Below are 17959 nucleotides of genomic sequence, written 5' to 3' on the forward strand. Positions count from 1 at the left end.
GCCGCGCCCTGTGTGGTGGACCAGCCCAGGTCGGCGAAGCGGTTGGCCGGGGTGTACTCCGAGATCGTCCGCAGCCCCGGCTACGCCGGGTAACCCCCTGGCCTTCGGCCAGGGGGCTTGGGCCTTCGGCCCTTCGCGGGTGCGTACTGCTAACTCCCGTGCTTCGCACGGGAGTTGCCGGGCCTCCGGCCCGGTGGCCCCGGCTGCGCCGGGGCTGGCACGGGCTGCGCCCGTGCTGGTGGGGAGGGGTGCCGGGCGCTCCGCGCCCGGGATCTGGCTGGGGGTCAACTCCTCCGCTGCGCTGCGGAGTTGGGTGGGTTCCGGATGGCTTCGCAATCCGGAACGGTGTATGGAGGAGGTCGAGCGCTCCGCGCTCTGATTACTGTACGTGATGGGTCTTGGTGATCTTGAATGGGGAGCGCTCCGCGCTCTGGGATGTGTGAGGCGGGTGTGCCTCGCTCCGCTCGGGGCTGGCGAGAGGACGGGGCGGGGGCGGGTGGACGGGTACGGGTTCGAGGGGCTCGGGTGTGAACGGCGTTGGCTCGGGCCTGGGTTGGGGCGTGTCGGCAGTTCCGGGCCGCCGGCCTGATGTCATTCGAAGATCGTTAGACGAAGATTTGAGTTCGCCTCGCCTCTGCGCGAAAGCCTCAACTCAATTCGCATGGCTTCGAGTTGAGTGCGGACGATGTGCGCCGGGATGCGACGGTGCCCCATCGGGCCTTCGTACTCCAGAGCCGCGGCGCCTCCGACGGGCCGGCCGCCGAAGGCCAGACGGCAGGGCGCACAAGGAGGCGTCGGTCGTGGTGCTCGGTGCTGCGATGCGATTCGACGTTCTCCCTTGAGGGGACACCACATGCGGAATGCGCGTACAGCACAGCTCGGCATCGGGTCTGAACAGGGGAAATAGATCTCGTCCTATGCAAAGTAGAAATACTCGGCGGCGGCTCCACCGCTCGGGCGTGCGGGGAGCGCCGCACGGGGCGGTCCTTGCGGGGCGTGCGCGCATCCCAGCGGTAGGACTGCGGCGGAACGAAGGTCCGCCCGGACGGGGTCGATCTGCCTACCGCTGCACGTACTCGGGATACACGTCCGGCCCGTCATAGGACTTCGTGCCCGGGTTGTACGGATAGACCCGCGCCGTAGCTCCGAAGGACTCGCACAGCTCCCGGGCGGCCTCGAACAGTACGCCGCTGTCCTCCACCCGCGCCTCCAGGTAGAACCACACCTTCCCCGACCCGAACATCCACCCGGCGCCCTCCTGGACCTCGCCCCGGGGCATCACGCCCCACTCCTGCTGGAAGGCGTCCCAGTACCGGGCGACGGCCTGCGCAGGGTGCCCCGCGTAAGGCTCCCGGTTGATGACAGCGCCGGGCACGTCCTGCATCCAGGTGATGCCGTGCATGCTGTTGCCCAGACCGCACCCGTCGAAGTCATCAGGCGCGGCGGTCACCGTCCACACCTCGGGAACAGGCCCCACTCCGGCCGCAACAACCGTGACCGTGCCATCGGCGTTGTGCCGCTCCCAGCACTTGGATCCCGCGCTCTCCCGTCCCACTGCGGCGAAATCGGCACCAGGAGACCAGTGCGGAGCGTCCGCGAACGCCTCGGCCGGGCAGACGATCGCTACGGCCACGTCGCCGCCCCGGTAGCTACTGCCGAGTGACGCCTTGATGGCGTTGATCATGTTGCTCCGCAGGTCACTGGTTTCCATGACGAACTCCTCAGCAGTAGTGGGAGGAACAACCCCCTTTGACTCTTAAGACTATACATAGAGATCGAAGCAGGGGCAAGCCTTAAGAGTCAATCGAGGTGATGTGCACTCTTGCGTGAAGAGGTGCGCGCTCAGCGGGATCGCGCGGGCGGTGGTTGCATTTTCGACTCTTAAGGCTTGCTCTCACATCATCTTGACTGTATAGTCTTAAGAGTCAACACACGGGATGACGACCGCCTGGAGGGGCCTGTGTACACCGATGAGAACAGCAGCGACGAACTCGAAGCGATCTACACCGAGCGCCTGGACGTCGACCTGGAGATGGCGCAGATGAACGCCGAGGCCGACGCCTGGCACGCCGTGCGCGACCGTGGATTCTGCAACCACGGCTCGGCAGTCGGCTACCTCAGCTCGCCCGTGCACGAGGGGCAGAAGCTCCTCAAGCCCGGTCAGTTGGCCTGCACCGCCGGGTGCGGCACGGTCTTCGCCGACGACGAGGACTGGTACGCCCAGCTCGACGACCCGATGGCCAACCCCGTCCCCCTGCCCACCCGCACCCCGGCCCCGTCCGGAGCGTGAGCCCCGGCTTCCACGGGGCCGCTCCGGGCACGCCGGAGCGGCCCCGTGGAAGCCGGGCAGCGGCCCGCCTCACCCCGCACCTCTCACCCCGCCCCAGGAGTACACGTGATGCCCGCCTCCACACCGGCCATCTGGCGTTTCGCCGACCACGACATCGTCCGCACCGGTGACGGCCGGACCTGGTACCGGGGCCTGCGGCACACCCAGCGGTGGGCCGTCCCCGGCGGCGATGCCCCGGCCGGGATCGACGACAACGCCGTACGCGGCCTGCTGGCCGACCCCCGCGCGGTCTTCACGCCCGCCCGGCCCGATGCCTACGAGCCCCTGCCCGGCCGTCTGTTGGGCAGCGGCGAGGCCCTGCGCCTGCTCGACATCCGCCCGGCCGCCGGCGCCGCCCTGTACCGCTGTGCCCTCGACCGCCTCGGCGCCGTCCTCGGCGATACCGCTGGGAGCCCCCGGGGCCCCGTCCCGGGCCTGCGCCCCGCCGACGTCCGCGCCTCCCTCCAGGGCACCGCGCACCGCTACCGCGCCGCCCGCATCACCCTGGACCGCACTCACGGCCGCATCCACGCCCGCTACGTCATCGCCAACACCCTGCACACCCACACCTACATCCTCACCACCTCCTGACCCTCCGGACGGACCACGGCCCCCGGGTGCAGCCCGGTCAGCCCGCGCCCGCGCGCCGGCGACGCGCCGCAGTACGGCGACCGGGGCCCACCCCACAACTGACTCTTAAGGCTTGCACTCAAACCCGCTCGCTTGTATAGTCTTAAGAGTCAACACGGGAACGGAACTCCAGGAGCCAGCCATGAACCGCAGCCTCACCCGCAACATCCTCCGCGCGGCCCACCAGGCACCTTCCAGCACCTCGCCCTTCGCCCACCTCGTCGAGGTGGAACACACCTTCCCGGCCGGGGCCTTCTCCGACGCACCGGCGCCCTGGACGCCCGGTGACGACTTCACCGAAGTCACGGGCGGCGCGTGGCTGCGCGAGAACGCCGACGGCACGCAGACGGCCGTGGTGACCGGAGTCGGGCCCAAGGAGCTCCCGGCGGCCGACGGCGGCAAGTGGACCGAGGAGGAGATCTGGACGGTCACCTCGGCCGACCCCAGCGTCTTCGCCTGGCTCGACGACAAGGCGCACCGCATCACCTGGGCACTGGGCCGCGAGGACGTCGAGATCACCCGCGAGCCCTACGCGGGACACCCCGCCGAGGCGTACGACGACTACTGGCACGAGTTCCAGCTGCGCCACTCCTTCACCCCCACGCTGCGCGCCGACGGCCGTTACACGCTGACCCTTGCGTGCGCGCCCAACAGCTCATGGTGGAACGGCCCGTGGCCGCTGACCGACGCGAGCAGCCGGGTCATGGACACGCTCGGCGGCCACGCCCGCGTCCGCACCGCCACCGGCCCGGACGCCCGCACCACGATCCCCGCGCCCGTGACCCTCATGCGGCGACTGACCCGGATCTGATTCCCGCAGTGCGCAGCGGGGCCCCGGCGCCGCCCGGGTCGCCCGCACTCGCAGCGCCCTGCGGCGCGGGTGCGAAGCCCGTCCGGAACCCTATCGCGTTGACTCTTAAGGCTTGCGCTCAAGCCTACTCGCCTGTATAGTCTTAAGAGTCAACGCGGGAACGGAACTCCAGGAGGAACCATGTACACGACCGCCACCGGCCCCATGGACGCCTCCGCCGCCTACCTCGCCCTGCGCCTGCCCGCCGGCACCAAGGTGACCTACCAGGGCACCCTCGAAGAGGGCCACGGCCAGTGGCTGGTCTCGCCGTGCAACTGCCGTCACTGCACGGCCTCCGCCTTCTTCGGCCGCCCCGCCCGCCGCTACGAACTGCTCACCCTGGACGGCAGGCCGAGCCCGTACATCCACGTCCGCCACACTTCTGTCACTCCCGTCGTCAGCGAACGGGAACGCGAGTACGCCACCGGCACCCTGCTCCCCAAGGTCGCCGCCGTCCACCTGCGTAAGCAGCTGCGCCGAGCCTTCCCCGGCGTGAAGTTCTCGGTGCGCACCGGCCGGGGCAAGGCGATGTGGGAGCTGTCCGTCAGCTGGACCGGCGGCCCCGGCCGAACCGCGGTCAGTGCCGTCACCGCTCCCCTGCTCGCCACTTACGGCCCCTCCGAGGAGCGCCGCCCCGCCCGCATCTCGGTCACCTACGCCGGACGCGAGTACCACGGCACGCCCCTCCTCGCCGCGATCGCCCTCAACCGCGCCTGACGCCCCCGGCCGGTGCGGCCCGGCCGCACCCCGCCCACCACCAGCGCCAGCCCTTCGGCGGCGCCCGCCACGGTGGACCGGAAGCGGCTGCCCGCCTCACCCGGCCTGGACCGTGACCTCCGGGGCCCGGCAACGGCCGGGCCGCCGCATCGGGGCACCGCAGGCACCACGACGGGTCATCACGCGGCGGCCGGGCGCCGCCCGAGCAGACGGCCCGCGACACCTTCCCGCCTCACCGGGGCACAGTGCTTTGACTCTTAAGGCTTGCACCTCCCCTGAATTCTATGTATAGTCTTAAGAGTCAACAGGGAGCGCGGGGGGAACCCACGCGGAACCCGCCCGCACCACCGGAAGGACCTGGACATGTCCATCACCCACCTCACCCTCACCCCCGGCCAGCGCATCGTCTGGGGCTCCGGCAAGCTCCCCGGCATCTACAACGGCCCGTCCGAGGCCCCCGGCTTCATCTCCGTCAAGCTCGACATCGACCTCTGCTCCATCACGGTCACCACCGACTCCGTCGGCCACGCATAGCCCGCCCCGGGGCGCGGACCTCCGCGCCCCGGACTTCGCCATCGAGGAGATGAGCAGCACGTGGACCACGAACTCACCGCCCAGGCCACAGCCCTGCCGGACTCCCCCTGGCTCGGCAAGGCCGTAACCGACCACCTCGGCCGCCCCGCCACCGTCCGGCGTGTCTACGAGATCGATGGCCAGCACGTCGCCGTACTCACCTCCGCCCTCCCCGCCGATCAGGGCGGCGAAGCGATCTGCGGAGAACACGTCGACCTCCTGTCCGCCGATGGCCGGGCCCCCGCCTTCCCCGGCTTCCTCGACAAGCTCGCCCGGCTCGCCGACCTCGAAAGCGCCCTCCACGACCCCGGCGCCACCGAAGACGACGCCCGCGCCTTCCGCGCCCTCCAGCAGGCCATCAAGCCCTACCAGTTCGCCGAGTACCGACTCCGGCAGGCCCTGATCGACCAGGCGCAGCCCGGGGACCGGCTCTACCTCACCGGCAAGCACTGGTACGTCACCCTCGCCGACCTCGACGGCCACCCGATGCGCGACTTTCCCCGCATGGCCCTGCGCGTCCGCCTGGAGGACGACGTCCTGCGCGAGGAGTCCCACATCCTCGAACGCCACCCCGACGGCGTCATCGAGCTCAGCACCCTCACGATGTGGCCCACCCTCGGCCTCATCTGACCGGCCCCGGGCCACCAACCGCCCGGACACGAACGGCATCGCGCCTCTTCACCCCCAAGCCAGCGGGCCCGCTCCCCCGTGAGCAGCGGTCCCGCCAGCCGCCCACCCCTCACTCCCCGGAGGCACGACCATGCGCTACCACGCCGGCGACACCGTCCGCATCCTGCACCCCCAGCACCACGGCGAAGTCCGGGCCGTGGCCTGCAAGCTGGACGGCCTGCTGTTCTTCCCCGGCGTCGACGGCGGCATCTGGCCCGACCAGGTCGAGCTGGTCCGCGAGCGCACCGGCAACCCGTGCGGCACCCCGTGCACGCACACGTCGGGAGACTGCCGCCACTGCCGGGGCCTGTGCCAGCAGCCCTACGGCGGATGCCCGCCGCGCGAGGGCGAGGCTCCCGCCGTCGTCTTCACCGGCCCCCGCTGGTAGCCCGACCCGCCCTCCGGCCCAGCCCATCCGGATCCAGCCCCGCCCGGCTTCGGCCGCGTCCTTTGAACCGCCCACTCCCGCGCGGCATACCCGCTCCCCGCGCGAGGCCGCGGGCGGAAGGCCCCGCACGACCCCTCTTTGCCTCTTAAAGCTTGCGCGCACTCGCCACGTGCTGTATAGTTTTAAGAGTCACACAGGGCGGCTCGAAGCGCACCGCCCCCGACGAGTGCGCCCCCGACCGCGATGGGAGGACCCCCGTGGACATGAGCTTCGCCGCCCTGGCGCTCGACCTCTCCATGCGCGACACCGGCACGCTCGTCACCCCGTACGAGGCGCAGGAAGCGCGCGCCGCCGCGTTCGTCGAGGAGCCATAGGCACCGGCCACGTTCACCCCGCCCACCCCGAAGAGGAAGCCGGCAAGAGGATCTCCCCATGGACGACAACACCCCGGACATCGACCTGACCCGCCGTACCGAGCCGCTCAGCCTGAGCGACATCAGCCGCGCCTTCGGACTCAGCCGCAGCGCCCCGCAGAAGTGGCACAAGCCCCCCGTCCAGGCGGCCATGGGCGGAAAAACGCCCGACCACAAACCCGCCCTGCACGCCGTCGCCGAAGCGATCGGCGCCGGGCTGGGCCCGGAGGTGCTGGAACACCCCCGCCCCCGCTACCCGGTGAGCGTGGTCATGGCCCTGGGCAAGGCCCTCGGCTACCTCGACGAACACGGCCACCCCGTCAACAAGACCCAGGGCAAGGGCCGCTGGCTCCCGACGTCCCCCACCATCGACCCCGCCACCCAGAAGAAGCGCTACTACGTCAACCACCTGGCCACCGCACGCGGCACCACCCCCGGCTCCATCGAAATGAGCCTTTCCCGAGGCTCCTTCACCGAACCGGACGGCACCGACGAGATGGGCCGCATCTTCTGGTGGACCCCGACCCCGGGGGACACCGTGGCCGACCAGATCAGCAACGAGGCCGCCCTGGTGGCCAAGGAAGCCCGACAGCTGAGCGAACTGGCCGAACAGCTCGCCGACGCCGCCACCGGCAGCAGCAAACTCACCGACCACGCAGCCGCCGCCGCACAGACCGCCACCGCGGTACTGGCCAGGGCATCCCGCCTGGACGGCCTGCGCAGGACCGCCGACGCCGCCGGCCCCACCACCCCCGAGAAGTAAGGAACCCGGGCAACTCCCAGGCCGGCCAAGGCGCAGCAGCACCCACCGCAGCACACGGACTCTCACCGGCGGAGCGTGCACACCCGCGGCAGCCGCATCACCCCCGCCGGCCGCCACCGCCCCCGTACGCAGCACCGCGGGCGGCCGGCAGCCGATCGGTGGCCTCGACCACCGGACCCACCACTCCACCGCAGCCGCGCCGTCGCTACCGGAGGCGAGCGCGCGGCCAGGCGGGCGGCGAGCAGCCGGCCGTACACCCGCAAGTCCGCGACGGCGGAACACGGCCACGCCCACAGCCTCCCGGCCAGCTCCAGGACCGCCCGGACCCAGCACAACGGCCCGCCGCCCGGAGCGCCGTGGACGGTGACGACCAGCACGCACAGCAGACCCGGGGCCTCGTACCCGAACAGAGCGAGCAGCCGTCTACCCCGCGACCGCCTCATCCAGCACCTCGTCGGCGAGCCTCTCCTCGCGGGCCCGCGCGCAGCCCCCTCGGCAGCGTGCGCCCCGGCCACAGCCTGCAGAGCCAGGCGACCCCCAGCAGTTCCCCGGCCACGACCGACCAGTCACCGCCCCGTTCCTCCATCGACAAGGCGCATACCCACCGGTCCGCCGACCTCGTGGAATTCGCCCACATCGAGCGCATCGCCCCCTTCCCCGCCCCCTGACCCCACAGCCTCCGCCCGCGCCCGCGCCGAGCGGATCTGTGCCTGGTCCGCCGCTCGGCGGCGGACTCGAAGTCGACACCGGCTTCACCATCGCCGTGCCAGAAGGGCCCCGGGCCCACGCCGCCAGATCCGCCGCCGCGAGGAACGGCTCTGGCACCGCGCGCGGGGCCGCGTCCTCCACCGGCAGACGCCCGCCCCGCGATCCCATCCCGCCGACAACCACAGGAGCCGCCGCACATGGGCCCATACGCCAGCCCCGACCAGCCCCGCCGCACCCCCGCCGTCGACACCCTGCGCGCCCTCGTTCCCGACGACGCCGACGTGATCCGCGTACGCGCCGCCACCCCGACCGCCGCCACCAGCTGGACGTGGACGCACGCCGAGGTGCTCGGCGCCTACCAGTGGCCGCCCTACCCCGGCGAACCGCTCCGCCCCCTCGGCCACCCCGCCGACGACAGCACGCACGCCAGCCTGGCCGTCTGCGAGTTCCTCACCACCCACCAGCACGCGCCGATCGTCCGCCTCGTCCTCGCCGGCGACGCCACGTACACCTTCAACATCCGCCTCAGCTGCCCTCGCTGGGAGGACTGGGACGAGACGTGAGCGCCCCCTCGCCCCGGCCCGGGCGGGAGCACCGCGCGTCCGAAGCGGTCGCTACGATGTCCGCGCACCACAGGGCAACCGCGCCGCGCCCGGTCCACCACCACCTCGACGCCCACACCGTCGCCAGGGGACCGAAGACGTCTGAGACTCGCGCGAGCAACTCCGTCATGCCCTCCTCCTGGACGGCCGGCGCGTGTGGGGCAGCAGGCCGACAAAGGACGTGAGACGTCATGACCCACCGCCACCACCGCGAGCAGGACCGCGCCGTACGCGCGTACCAGCGGGCCCACCCCGGCATCACCCTGGAACAGGCCCGGCGCGCCGTCGCCGCCCGCGCAGGCCGGCAGCAGGGCCCGCCCGCCCGGATCCCCGCCGCTCCCCTGCCCCGCCCCGACGAGCGGCTCGACGGGTACGTGAAGCGCGTCGCCGCGGCGGCCGGCGTCCAGCAGCACCGCGCGATGGAGCTCCTCGGCCTCGAACCCGGCACCTCGGCCACCGACCGCCTGGACAACCTCGCCGCCGGCCTGCCCGACCACACCGTCCGGGCCCTCGTCGCCGCCACCGGCATGACCGGTGACCAGGCCCGCGCCCTGAACGCCCCGCGCAGCGCGCGCCCCGACCTGGAGGCCGTACGGCGCATCACCGAGGCCAACTCCGCCACCGGGCACCACCACCGAGGCGGCGAAGGCAAGACCTCGACCTCCCGCGAGCTGTCGGCGGCCCTGTCGCTCGTCTTCGCCGAGCGGGCGCGCATGATCGACCTGGACGGGTCCGGCCCGGAGCCGGCCCGGCTCCTCGCCGAAACGTACGGATCACGAGTCCTTCCCGCCGACCTGCCCGTGCACGAGCTCTTCCCGGCCCACTACCGCCCGGTCATCGCCCATCTGGACTGGCCGTTCGACGCCCCCAGGCCGCCCATCGGCCCCGACGTCTTCGACGAGGTCGTCAAGGCCCTCGGGATCGAGCAGGACACCGGCACCAAGGCGCCGCGGCACGAGTAGCGGCCCGTTGGCCGGGGCCGGGGCGCAGCGGCCTGACCCGCCGACGGCGTCCTCTTCCACGACGGGCACCGCGTGCTGGGCCGCCGCCCGCACCGCGGCCAGCAGGCGGCGGCTCTCCTTGTCCTTCAGTCGGCCCTGCACGGGCATCACTCGACAAGGCACAGCTGGGCGGACGCGGCCGACACGTCGCCGGCGTCCAGCAGCGCGCGGGCGGTGTCGGCGGCCGCGCGGGCCCGACGCTCTGGCGTCGGCAGCTCGGCCGGTCCAGTACCGCGGCGAACTTGCGCGCCTGGTCGACGTCACCGAGCTCGCGGTGGACCCCAGTCCGGCACAGGACGCACCGTCGACAACTCGCCGCGGCCGGGGCGCGGCCGCGGCGGCCAGCAGCACCGGCAACGCCCGGTGCGGGCAGCCGTACGCGCCCGTGGTGAACAACCGCCGAGCAACCACCCACGCCCGGCCGGCCACGCCGACGTCGTCCCCGACCGCCCACACCGCCGCACCGAGCCCCGCGCCAGTATCGTCCTGCGCGACGCCGCCCAGCACCACCGGATCGCCCGAGCTCGCACCCCGGCGCCGAGCAGCACGGCGCCCCCTCCCGCCAGCTAGGGCTGTGAGCCACGCCGTACCCGGCCGACCGGGCCCTGTCATACACATCGGCCAGGAGCAGCTGGCAGCCGGACGCGACGGCCGCCAGCAGCAACCCCACGGCGACACCGTCGGCAGGTACCACGCTTCGGACACGCGGCCTGCCGACCGCGGTCGGCAGGCCGGCACACCAGCAACAACACCGCCGAACGTTCGTGAACACCGCCGAACAACGGCGAACAACTCGCCTACCACCGGAGTGGCATGGCGTGGCGGGACGGACACCGGCCCGGCAGCCGGCGGCATCGCCTCCTCCTCGGGAGACGTAGCGCCGCGTACGCGGGCCCTGTCGGCGCCCGCCTCTGCCGCTGGTGGCCGGTCGGGCTCGGGTGTGCCGCAGGGCTGCCCGCCGGTGAGGGCTTCGCGTACGAACGCGAAGGAGCTGCACGCCGACTGCGTCGGATCGTCTCGGTCGTACGGAGCGTGGGCCGTCCGCGAGGACGTCGTGCTGTCCTCGCCCGGCCGGCACGCCGAGGTGCGCGGCGCGGTGGCTGCGTCAACCGGCAGCAGTCCCGGGGTGGTTCCTCCGATCGGGGGAATCCTCCCGGCGCCGGCTCTGCTGGTGGGGTGGTTTGTCCTAGGGTGGGCTGAGCAGCAGCGATGCTGTGGGGCCTTCCAGGGTCCTTGCCGGCACACTTACGGGATCCCGGCCCGGGGTGCGGCAGAAGCCCGGTGATCGGGACTGGGGTTTCACTGCTGTGTCCGGTCTCTGTCTTCTGAGCCACCGGCCGCCGGGAGCACGGTGCTCGGAGCCTCATGACGACCGACTTTCACCAGCTGCAGCTGGCCGCCCGCGCCCTCAAGCTCAGCTACCAGCAGCTCCTCGCCCGCTATCACGCCGACCGCGGCCAGGACGCGCCACGCTCGGGAGCCATCGCCTGGGCGCAGCGGGAGGTGGAACGCGCCCAGGACCCTGCCCGCGCACGGCGGGAGCTCCGCGCCAGCATCGACTCCAGGGACTTCACGGTCCGCTCCTGGACCCCGCTGAACTGCCGTCTCGACCCCGACGTACACGTCGCCCTGATCGCGCGCGCCGACCTCGACCGCGAGAAGACGCCCCGCATCTCACCGAGTCACTACCTCGACGCATCCCTGCGCACCGGCCCCCGCCAACTCGACGACCAGCTCGCGTGCATGCACGAGTTCCTCACCACCCGCGGCACCCCGCTCTCCCGAGGCCGGGCGACCGTCTACTCCGTGAGCACGGACGCCCACACGACCATCCAGGCCCTGCACACCGCGCTCGACGCCGCCCACCGCCCCCGCGAGGAGACATGGGCGGTGGTGTCGGCACTCGTCGCACGTTTCCTCGGCCGGCTCATCCCGCAGCCTCCCCGGTAGCCGAACCCGCCCACGCACCGCTGCCGGCCCGGCGCCGCAGCGCGGCCGGACCCGCGAGCGCCTGGTCGACGCCGGGCGCTCCGCCGGCGGTGAGCGCGGCGAGGAGCTCGGGCGTACGGGCGGGCTGTCCGTTCTCCGTGAACGTGGCGAATGTCCTGCTGCTCATGGCCAATTGGCCGGGCCGGTGCGCGTTACGGCTGGATGTGCCGGTTGTTGGTGTTGTTACGGCTGTACGTGAAGTTTCTCCGGCCGGATGCCTCGGAGGGCGGCGCGGAGCCGACGACCGCCATCGGTGTCAGGGATCTTGATCCGCTCGGGATCCATGGGGGTGAGCCGGGTGAGAGCAGCGCGTGGATCCTGACCGCGCAGGTGTGTGACGTGCACGCGGTTCAATGCCCTGTAAAGCGACTGCGAGATCGAGAGTCCGATAGTCGAGTCGGTGACGAACGGTGTCAGCGCCGCCAGCAGCTCCGGGACCGGATCCGTCCGCCGACGGGCCTGCCGTTGGCGGTACGCCTTCTGACGGCACTTCCCATCACAGTACGCAGAATCTGCACGTCCAGCCGTCACGGTCGTGCCGCAGGCGCCGCACGGGCGACCCGATCCTCGCCCCCCGTTACGTTTCCGCGTGAGGGATGTTCGGCACGCCCGCGAGCACGTCACCTCCCGCAAGAGCTTCTCCGCGCCGCGCACCACGACCAGGCCGCACTGGGCGACGCACGCCTGGGGCGGGAGAGCCGTGCCGCGCCCAGTCAGACCCCACCACTCGGCGGACTCAGTCCGCCGCAGGGAGGCCGCCCGGGTTCGGCCCGTATCCGGGTCCGGAAGCCCTCGCTCGTAACACGACTCGCAGACCAAGAAGCGGGCGAACTCCTCGCGGCGGCCCCGCCGCCGCACGCCGTCGACGAGATACGCCGTACCGCCGAGGAGACCGATACCGCACATCACGCAGAGCTGAGAACCTTCACGCACACCCATAACGACCTCAACGACCAGCACGTCCAGCCGTAACGCGCACCGGCCGCCGGGCCGATTCACCGTGATCAGCGGGACATTCGCGACGTTCACGGAGAACGGACACTGGTGCTGATCCTGCTGGCCGGCCGTGCGGCAGAGGCCGGCGCCGGGACGGCCGGGCAGCGCGGCCGGCCGTGGTGAGCTGCGGCGGAGAAGGCGGGCTGGAGGCGCTGTCTCCCGGGGCGCGTGCGAACAGCCGCTGGTACGGGCGGGCGACGGCAGAGTGGAGGCCGGCGGGAACGCGGCCCGAGGCGGACGCGGGATGCGGCCGGGGCGACCGGCCGAAGCCGGCGCGGTGCCGCGCGGGCGGGTTCAAGGGCGCCCGCCGAGGGTGGGCAGTCCGGCCGAGATGGCCCGCACGCTTCGGCCGCGGCGGGCGGCACGGCCGTCCTTGAGGAGTTGGCGGGCCCGCGCGCGCCACGCCCGCGCCTCCTCGGGGCGGCCGGCCTCACGGTGCACCGCGGCGACGCGCAGCATGGCGGCGCGGGTCCGGGCGGCCAGGACGTCGGCCACGGGCGTCAAGGGGCCCTGCACCTGGATCGCGCCCAGGGCGCCCCGCAGGCACAGCACGAGCCGGCCGTCCGGCTCGTCCTCGGCGAGGTCGCGCACGTAGACCCGGGCCCGGCTCAGGCCCACAGCGATCTTCGCGAGGCCCTCCAACTCCGGCCAGGCACAGGGCAGCAGCACGTCCTGCGGCACGGCCAGCGGGGCCGGGCGCCAGGAAGCCGCCCGCGGGCGCCGGTCCTCGTGGCGTACCCGCACGCCGATCACCGGCCAGGGCGCGCCGGTCAGCGCCGGGTGCCGGATCTCGTCCTGGGTCACCTGCTCCTCCGCGCCACTCGGATCGCCTCACCGCAGTATCGCCGCCGGACCCGCCCCGTCGGCGAGGTTGGCGAACACCCGCTGTGTGAAAGGGCGCAGCGTGTTGCCGCTCCCCCGGGCAACACCAGCCGGCGCAGGGCCCTGGACGACATCACGCCGACAGGTCGCCGGCCAGGAACTGGGGTACGGGCGGCCGAGGGGCGGCGCGGCGCCGGGGCGGCCCGGTGAAGCCGTACGGGCCCCAGCGTCGGCGGCCTCCGGCCGGGAGGGTTCGCGTCGGGTTTACGCAGGTCGGAGGGGGGGACACCACGGTGCGGTGCCGCGTAGTCGCTCAGACCCCGGCAGATCGGGACGCAGCTCGGCGACCCGTGCGCTCAGCGCGCGCCGAGGGCCGGCGGGCCTCCAGCGGCGCGGCGAGCTCGACGAGGCGCAACTGGGCGAAGGCGCCGGCCTCGTCGCCCTCGTCGATCAGGACGCGGGCGGTAGCCGGCGCCCACCGGCCGGTGCACGGCGCCGACGCACTCCCCCTACGCCGGACAACGGCGCAGCACCTGGGGCGCGAGCGGTGGCCTCGGAGCCGGAGTGTCGCCAGAGGGCGGGGCAGCGCCGCGGGCTGCTGCTACCTTCGATGTGGCGCCGCAGATTCGGGCACGCGGCGCCGGACCTGCTGCCTCGGCAGCAGAGTCGAAACAACACCTCCGGCCACCGGGCAACGCGATCCCAGGCCAGCGGGGCAGAGCGCCGTCGGGCGCCCCGAGGCAACGGCGGTGCCGCTTCGGCGGTACCGCCGTTGGCATACCCCGCGAACTGGGCGGAGGGCGCGGACGGAATCAGCGCGGCGGCGCGGTCCCAGCGTTCGGCGGTGGGCAGGTGCTCGGCGCGAGCTGTGGGCGAGGGCGGTGTCGACGTCGCCGAGGTGGCGATGGATCCCGGCCGATCCCGTACAGGGCGCGGCAGGCGAGGTGGTGGACCGGTCGCTCGTCCTGCCCCAGAAGACACCGGCCAACGCACGGCGCGGACAGTTGCTGCTCCGGGCACGGCGGGCGCCGGCCCGGGGCGAGCCGTGCCGGGGCCGGCGCCCGTCAGTACGTGCTGGACGGCGCCTGCGATGAGGAGCAGGCGCGTTCCAGTTCGGCGACCAGGCTCGCTCCGGTATCGCGGACGGCGGTAAGGGCGTGCCAGACGGCGTCGGCCACCGTGCGCTTGGGCAGCGAGGGCAGGTAGAAGGCGACTTCCTCGACCAGCGAACAGAGGCGCGGCCCGCCGTCGGGCAGATCGAGCGTGATCAGGGCCTCGTGCGCGTTCAACGGCCAGATGGCCAGCGGCTGCGCCCAGACGACGCCCGCGTTGTGGGCCATGCTGAGGAGACCATCGATGTCGTGCCAGTCGAACTCCGGCCCCTCGTCGTGCGGGTCGGCATCGGGGTCCCATTCAGCGAGCGTGTCCAGCAGCCATCCAACGTGAGGCATGGTCCTCCAAGGGGTGGGGAAACGTGCGGGAGGCAGGATGTCGGCAGGCGACGCCGGCGGGCGGTGACCTCGGCCGTTCGGCCGGTGCGGCGCAGCGGGGTCGTGGCCGTGCGGGCCGCGGTGGCGGACACCACCGGGTCGCCGGAGCGACGGGCCGGAGCCCTGCGCTCGGCTCGTGTAGGTGTCGGCGGCCCGGTGCGGCCGCGAGCGGTCCCCGCTGTATGTCAGCCGGCCGTGGTGGTACGCGGTGCCGGGGGGTTGGCGCTCACGAACTGGAGGAACCAGTCGGGGACCTGCCCCAGCTCGGCGTGGTGGTGCGTCCAGATCTTCCGGACGGGACGGTGGTCGAAGCTCCCGTCGGACAGGACCACCCGGCCGGTAACCTCGACGCTGATCCAGCGCAGCGGGGCGTCGCCGTCCTGGAACCAGCGCGCCCGGAGCCTGACGGGCCGGACGGTCTCACCGTCCTCGACGGTGAAGTCCGGGCCGCACTGCCCCTGCCACAGCCGCTCGTACGTACGCTGCGGCGGCTCCGCCGTCATCGCGTCGTCGTACTGCACCACCTCGTCGAACCGCTCCACACGCAGCGAAGGCGTGAACTGGGCGAGTACGGACGGCTGGTCGGTCGGCTGCTCCATGTGCTGCTTCCTTGTCTATGACGAGGCGGTCGGCCGCCCGGCGGGTACCGCTGGCGGGGCCGGGAACGATGTCCTGGCCGTCAGGCCCGCCTCCCCGTCCCCATTGCTCGCGCGTGGGGGACAGGAACGTAGGCGGTTACGTGGGTCCATCCCCGCTCCACGGCGAGGGCGGTCCGGTGTGCGCCGTCGCGCAGGCCCTCGCCGGGCAGGACCACCACCGGCGGCACTTCGTGCGCGCCGGCGTCGAGCCCAGCTTCCAGGGGCGTGAACCGGTCCTCGGCGTCGTTGGCTTCCAGCCACTCCCGCGCGTAAAGGAAGCCGATCTCGTCGATCGGCACTCTCGCCCGGGTCAGTTCGGTGCCGAGGTCGTCGTCCCCGTACACGTCGAATCCGATGAGGTCGGCGGCCTCGCCGAGGGTGAGCGTCGTCCGCCAGGCTGCGCCCCACGTCGGCAGCTCAGCGGCGTGGATGGTCTTCACACGTCGCCCCCTTCTGGTGTGGTGTCTACGCGGAGCATCTGCTCAGTGGCGGCGCGGGGCCGCCGGGTCGTCTATCCCGTCCCGGCGGGGCCGGGCCACCACTTGCGGGGAAGCGGTAGGGGTGAGTGCTCCCGCGGGGATTCGAACCCCAATTTCCGGATCCGTAGTCCGGTGTCCTCTCCGTTGGACGACAGGAGCGAGCGCGCGTGTGGTGCGCGGTGGTACGTACCCTCGGCGGGATTCGAACCCGCGGGGGGAAGCGGTGAAGCGTGAGCGCTCCTGCGGGGACTCGAACCCCGGTTCACGGGCTGACAACCCGGTGTCCTACCCCTGGACGACAAGAGCCTGTAGTGGTGCGCTGCGTACCCTCGGCGGGATTCGAACCCGCGGTCTCCCCCTTGAGAGGGGGGCGAGATAAGCCGGACTACTCCACAAGGGCATGGTTTCCCGCCGTCGGCCGGGGACCGGATCAGATGGGGCCGCGAGGGCTTGCTCGTCACCTTCCCCGGCCGGGGCGGGGCCGCCGTCGGCTCCTCCCCAGGAGCCTTCGGCGACGCGTGCCAGCGGACCGGATCCGCCAGGGGGGAGGCATCACCTTCCCGCTGACACGTCGTGAACTCTGCGGGTTCTGCTCCCGCTTCTTCCCCCACACGGGGGCGTGCTGCTGACACCACGAGTCCCAGAGGGCGCGCTTTCCCTCCTTCAACCCGCACCGGGGATCAACCAGGCGGGTTCGTTCTGCTGCGTTGGAGCGCGCCCTCTCAACGGGGACGTCGCCTCTGGAGGGGCGCACACCAACGCATCGCGATCCGAGGGGATTTGAACCCCTGACCTTCCCCCGGCGTGGGGGACGCTCTACCGAACTGAGCTACGGACCTGCCAGACGGAGCGAATCGGCCGCTCCGCGCCGTCTGACGAAGGAGGGGGTCGATCGCCCCCTTCCGACATTCAAAAGAATACCCCACAACCGCGCCTTACGTCAAATCTTAATTGTCATCAGGGGTGGTGGACTCCGCGTCTCGCGGTTCGCGTCCACGGCGGTGAACACCGCGCCTTCCGGGGCACGTTCCAGGGCGCAGCGACAGCCACTGCCCGCAGCGGGGGCACGGCCGCGGTGAGCTGCGGCAGACGAGGTGGGCGCAGCGCCGGCGGACGGAAGCGCCAGCAGGGCGGGCCTGCGCTCGTCGGCCCATGCGGTCAGCACGCGGTCCCCGGGTGCGACGACGCAGGCGGCGCACTGGCCGCCGAACGGGAGGGTGCAGTGATCGCGTAGCGGCGGGACGCGGCGCGGACGAACTGCTGCTGCTGATCGAAGGGAAGCTGTCCGATACCGGCAAGGCCCTGGGCAATCGCCAGGCCGAAAGGGGACCCGGCTTCCAGGCCCGCGGCCTGGACGATCTGCGCGGCGGCTTCGGCTTGCACGAGAACGCCGTAGAGGCTGGGGACGCCCAGCATGTACTCAACGTGATCGTGAGCGTCATCGAGGGCCTCAGCGAGCGGGATGTCGTCGTTCAGGGCATCCCCGACCAGGTCGAGCAGGGCCAGGGTCGCGCTGGCGAGACGGTCTCGGAAGGACGGGTCGACCAGCCAGAAGCCGTTCGGGCCCGAGGGTGCGGGCGGACCTTGGACCGCGGCGGCAGGTGGCGGCGACTGACGGGACGGCATCCAGCGGGACATCATCGGTCTCCAGAACTCCGTGTGGCAGGGGGACGTGATCAGCGGTACGGGGTGAATCACCGGCCGGGCCAGGACCGGGCGGGGGTCTGCGCCGTCTCCGGGGCGTCGGTCCCAGGCCGGAACCCTCGTGGCCGCGCAGCATCGACTACTCGGCGCGGCCCGACTGAACGTCGGCCGAGGGCAGGGGACTTGCCGCCTTGGTGCATTTGGCGGCGCAGGCGAACGGATCGCCGCACTGTGGCTGGTCATCCCACCGTGTGGGAA

Annotated in this window: 19 protein-coding genes and 4 tRNA genes; 12 read left to right on the forward strand and 11 right to left on the reverse strand. The window is 72.3% G+C overall.

Features of this window, described 5'->3' with window-relative positions; genetic code table 11:
* Positions 1-1060: 1060 nt before the first annotated feature.
* Positions 1061-1711, reverse strand: a complete 651-nt coding sequence (locus AB0M67_RS40890; RefSeq protein WP_365753222.1) for a hypothetical protein — start codon at positions 1709-1711, stop codon at positions 1061-1063.
* A gap of 249 nt (positions 1712-1960) precedes the next feature.
* On the opposite strand from AB0M67_RS40890, the gene AB0M67_RS40895 reads away from it, so the two are divergent.
* From AB0M67_RS40895 to AB0M67_RS40950, 12 genes are all read left to right on the forward strand, one after another.
* Positions 1961-2290: a hypothetical protein gene (locus AB0M67_RS40895; RefSeq protein ID WP_365753223.1), complete on the forward strand. Its 330-nt coding sequence runs from the start codon at positions 1961-1963 to the stop codon at positions 2288-2290.
* Positions 2291-2398: 108 nt separating this feature from the next.
* Positions 2399-2920, forward strand: coding sequence for a hypothetical protein (locus AB0M67_RS40900; protein WP_365753225.1), 522 nt, complete (start codon positions 2399-2401; stop codon positions 2918-2920).
* Between the two features lie 181 nt (positions 2921-3101).
* Entirely contained in the window at positions 3102-3770 is a 669-nt protein-coding gene (locus AB0M67_RS40905; RefSeq protein ID WP_365753226.1) for a hypothetical protein, read from the forward strand.
* A 180-nt stretch (positions 3771-3950) separates the two neighbouring features.
* On the forward strand, positions 3951-4526 hold the full coding sequence (locus AB0M67_RS40910; protein WP_365753227.1) for an LPD29 domain-containing protein: 576 nt from the start codon (positions 3951-3953) through the stop codon (positions 4524-4526).
* Between the two features lie 363 nt (positions 4527-4889).
* Positions 4890-5060, forward strand: a complete 171-nt coding sequence (locus tag AB0M67_RS40915; protein WP_365753229.1) for a hypothetical protein — start codon at positions 4890-4892, stop codon at positions 5058-5060.
* 60 nt (positions 5061-5120) lie between these two features.
* On the forward strand, positions 5121-5729 hold the full coding sequence (locus tag AB0M67_RS40920) for a hypothetical protein (RefSeq protein ID WP_365753230.1): 609 nt from the start codon (positions 5121-5123) through the stop codon (positions 5727-5729).
* 130 nt (positions 5730-5859) lie between these two features.
* Positions 5860-6156 carry a hypothetical protein gene (locus AB0M67_RS40925; protein WP_365753231.1) on the forward strand — a complete coding sequence of 99 codons (297 nt, stop codon included), beginning with the start codon at positions 5860-5862 and terminating at the stop codon, positions 6154-6156.
* Between the two features lie 432 nt (positions 6157-6588).
* Positions 6589-7332, forward strand: coding sequence for a hypothetical protein (locus tag AB0M67_RS40930; protein ID WP_365753233.1), 744 nt, complete (start codon positions 6589-6591; stop codon positions 7330-7332).
* A gap of 500 nt (positions 7333-7832) precedes the next feature.
* A complete protein-coding gene (locus AB0M67_RS40935) occupies positions 7833-8000 on the forward strand; it encodes a hypothetical protein (protein ID WP_365753234.1) in 168 nt (55 codons plus the stop codon).
* Between the two features lie 237 nt (positions 8001-8237).
* On the forward strand, positions 8238-8603 hold the full coding sequence (locus tag AB0M67_RS40940; protein ID WP_365753235.1) for a hypothetical protein: 366 nt from the start codon (positions 8238-8240) through the stop codon (positions 8601-8603).
* Between the two features lie 230 nt (positions 8604-8833).
* Positions 8834-9604 (forward strand): hypothetical protein, encoded by a 771-nt coding sequence (locus AB0M67_RS40945; RefSeq protein WP_365753236.1) that lies wholly within the window; start codon positions 8834-8836, stop codon positions 9602-9604.
* A 1404-nt stretch (positions 9605-11008) separates the two neighbouring features.
* On the forward strand, positions 11009-11593 hold the full coding sequence (locus AB0M67_RS40950) for a hypothetical protein (protein WP_365753237.1): 585 nt from the start codon (positions 11009-11011) through the stop codon (positions 11591-11593).
* Here AB0M67_RS40950 and AB0M67_RS40955 read toward each other — a convergent pair.
* The 10 genes from AB0M67_RS40955 to AB0M67_RS41000 all read right to left on the reverse strand — a co-directional run bounded on the left by AB0M67_RS40955 (position 11571) and on the right by AB0M67_RS41000 (position 17698).
* Complete coding sequence (locus tag AB0M67_RS40955; protein ID WP_365753239.1) at positions 11571-11759, reverse strand: hypothetical protein; 189 nt, start codon at positions 11757-11759, stop codon at positions 11571-11573. The two genes, AB0M67_RS40950 and AB0M67_RS40955, sit on opposite strands and share 23 nt — an antisense overlap.
* A 1163-nt stretch (positions 11760-12922) precedes the next feature.
* Positions 12923-13432: a hypothetical protein gene (locus AB0M67_RS40960; RefSeq protein ID WP_365753240.1), complete on the reverse strand. Its 510-nt coding sequence runs from the start codon at positions 13430-13432 to the stop codon at positions 12923-12925.
* A 1082-nt stretch (positions 13433-14514) separates the two neighbouring features.
* Positions 14515-14901 (reverse strand): hypothetical protein, encoded by a 387-nt coding sequence (locus AB0M67_RS40965; protein ID WP_365753242.1) that lies wholly within the window; start codon positions 14899-14901, stop codon positions 14515-14517.
* Positions 14902-15125: 224 nt separating this feature from the next.
* Positions 15126-15539 carry a hypothetical protein gene (locus tag AB0M67_RS40970; RefSeq protein WP_365753243.1) on the reverse strand — a complete coding sequence of 138 codons (414 nt, stop codon included), beginning with the start codon at positions 15537-15539 and terminating at the stop codon, positions 15126-15128.
* A gap of 80 nt (positions 15540-15619) precedes the next feature.
* Positions 15620-16018 (reverse strand): hypothetical protein, encoded by a 399-nt coding sequence (locus AB0M67_RS40975; RefSeq protein ID WP_365753245.1) that lies wholly within the window; start codon positions 16016-16018, stop codon positions 15620-15622.
* Between the two features lie 126 nt (positions 16019-16144).
* Positions 16145-16216 (reverse strand) — tRNA-Arg (locus tag AB0M67_RS40980).
* Between the two features lie 76 nt (positions 16217-16292).
* Positions 16293-16363, reverse strand: a tRNA-Asp gene (locus AB0M67_RS40985).
* A gap of 18 nt (positions 16364-16381) precedes the next feature.
* Positions 16382-16457, reverse strand: a tRNA-Glu gene (locus AB0M67_RS40990).
* Between the two features lie 364 nt (positions 16458-16821).
* Positions 16822-16898 (reverse strand) — tRNA-Ala (locus AB0M67_RS40995).
* 317 nt (positions 16899-17215) lie between these two features.
* Complete coding sequence (locus AB0M67_RS41000; protein ID WP_365753247.1) at positions 17216-17698, reverse strand: hypothetical protein; 483 nt, start codon at positions 17696-17698, stop codon at positions 17216-17218.
* Between the last annotated feature and the right edge of the window lie 261 nt (positions 17699-17959).

This window comes from Streptomyces sp. NPDC051662, assembly GCF_040681655.1.
Classification (GTDB): Bacteria; Actinomycetota; Actinomycetes; order Streptomycetales; family Streptomycetaceae; genus Streptomyces.

What these genes read in the sequence shown, in the direction of transcription:
- AB0M67_RS40910 (WP_365753227.1), top strand. Translation starts at nt 3,951, where the DNA reads ATGTACACGACCGCCACCGGCCCCATGGACGCCTCCGCCGCCTACCTC.
- AB0M67_RS41000 (WP_365753247.1), bottom strand. Translation starts at nt 17,698, where the DNA reads ATGATGTCCCGCTGGATGCCGTCCCGTCAGTCGCCGCCACCTGCCGCC.
- AB0M67_RS40945 (WP_365753236.1), top strand. Translation starts at nt 8,834, where the DNA reads ATGACCCACCGCCACCACCGCGAGCAGGACCGCGCCGTACGCGCGTAC.
- AB0M67_RS40940 (WP_365753235.1), top strand. Translation starts at nt 8,238, where the DNA reads ATGGGCCCATACGCCAGCCCCGACCAGCCCCGCCGCACCCCCGCCGTC.
- AB0M67_RS40900 (WP_365753225.1), top strand. Translation starts at nt 2,399, where the DNA reads ATGCCCGCCTCCACACCGGCCATCTGGCGTTTCGCCGACCACGACATC.
- AB0M67_RS40970 (WP_365753243.1), bottom strand. Translation starts at nt 15,539, where the DNA reads ATGGAGCAGCCGACCGACCAGCCGTCCGTACTCGCCCAGTTCACGCCT.
- AB0M67_RS40905 (WP_365753226.1), top strand. Translation starts at nt 3,102, where the DNA reads ATGAACCGCAGCCTCACCCGCAACATCCTCCGCGCGGCCCACCAGGCA.
- AB0M67_RS40925 (WP_365753231.1), top strand. Translation starts at nt 5,860, where the DNA reads ATGCGCTACCACGCCGGCGACACCGTCCGCATCCTGCACCCCCAGCAC.
- AB0M67_RS40915 (WP_365753229.1), top strand. Translation starts at nt 4,890, where the DNA reads ATGTCCATCACCCACCTCACCCTCACCCCCGGCCAGCGCATCGTCTGG.
- AB0M67_RS40950 (WP_365753237.1), top strand. Translation starts at nt 11,009, where the DNA reads ATGACGACCGACTTTCACCAGCTGCAGCTGGCCGCCCGCGCCCTCAAG.
- AB0M67_RS40930 (WP_365753233.1), top strand. Translation starts at nt 6,589, where the DNA reads ATGGACGACAACACCCCGGACATCGACCTGACCCGCCGTACCGAGCCG.
- AB0M67_RS40890 (WP_365753222.1), bottom strand. Translation starts at nt 1,711, where the DNA reads ATGGAAACCAGTGACCTGCGGAGCAACATGATCAACGCCATCAAGGCG.
- AB0M67_RS40965 (WP_365753242.1), bottom strand. Translation starts at nt 14,901, where the DNA reads ATGCCTCACGTTGGATGGCTGCTGGACACGCTCGCTGAATGGGACCCC.
- AB0M67_RS40955 (WP_365753239.1), bottom strand. Translation starts at nt 11,759, where the DNA reads ATGAGCAGCAGGACATTCGCCACGTTCACGGAGAACGGACAGCCCGCC.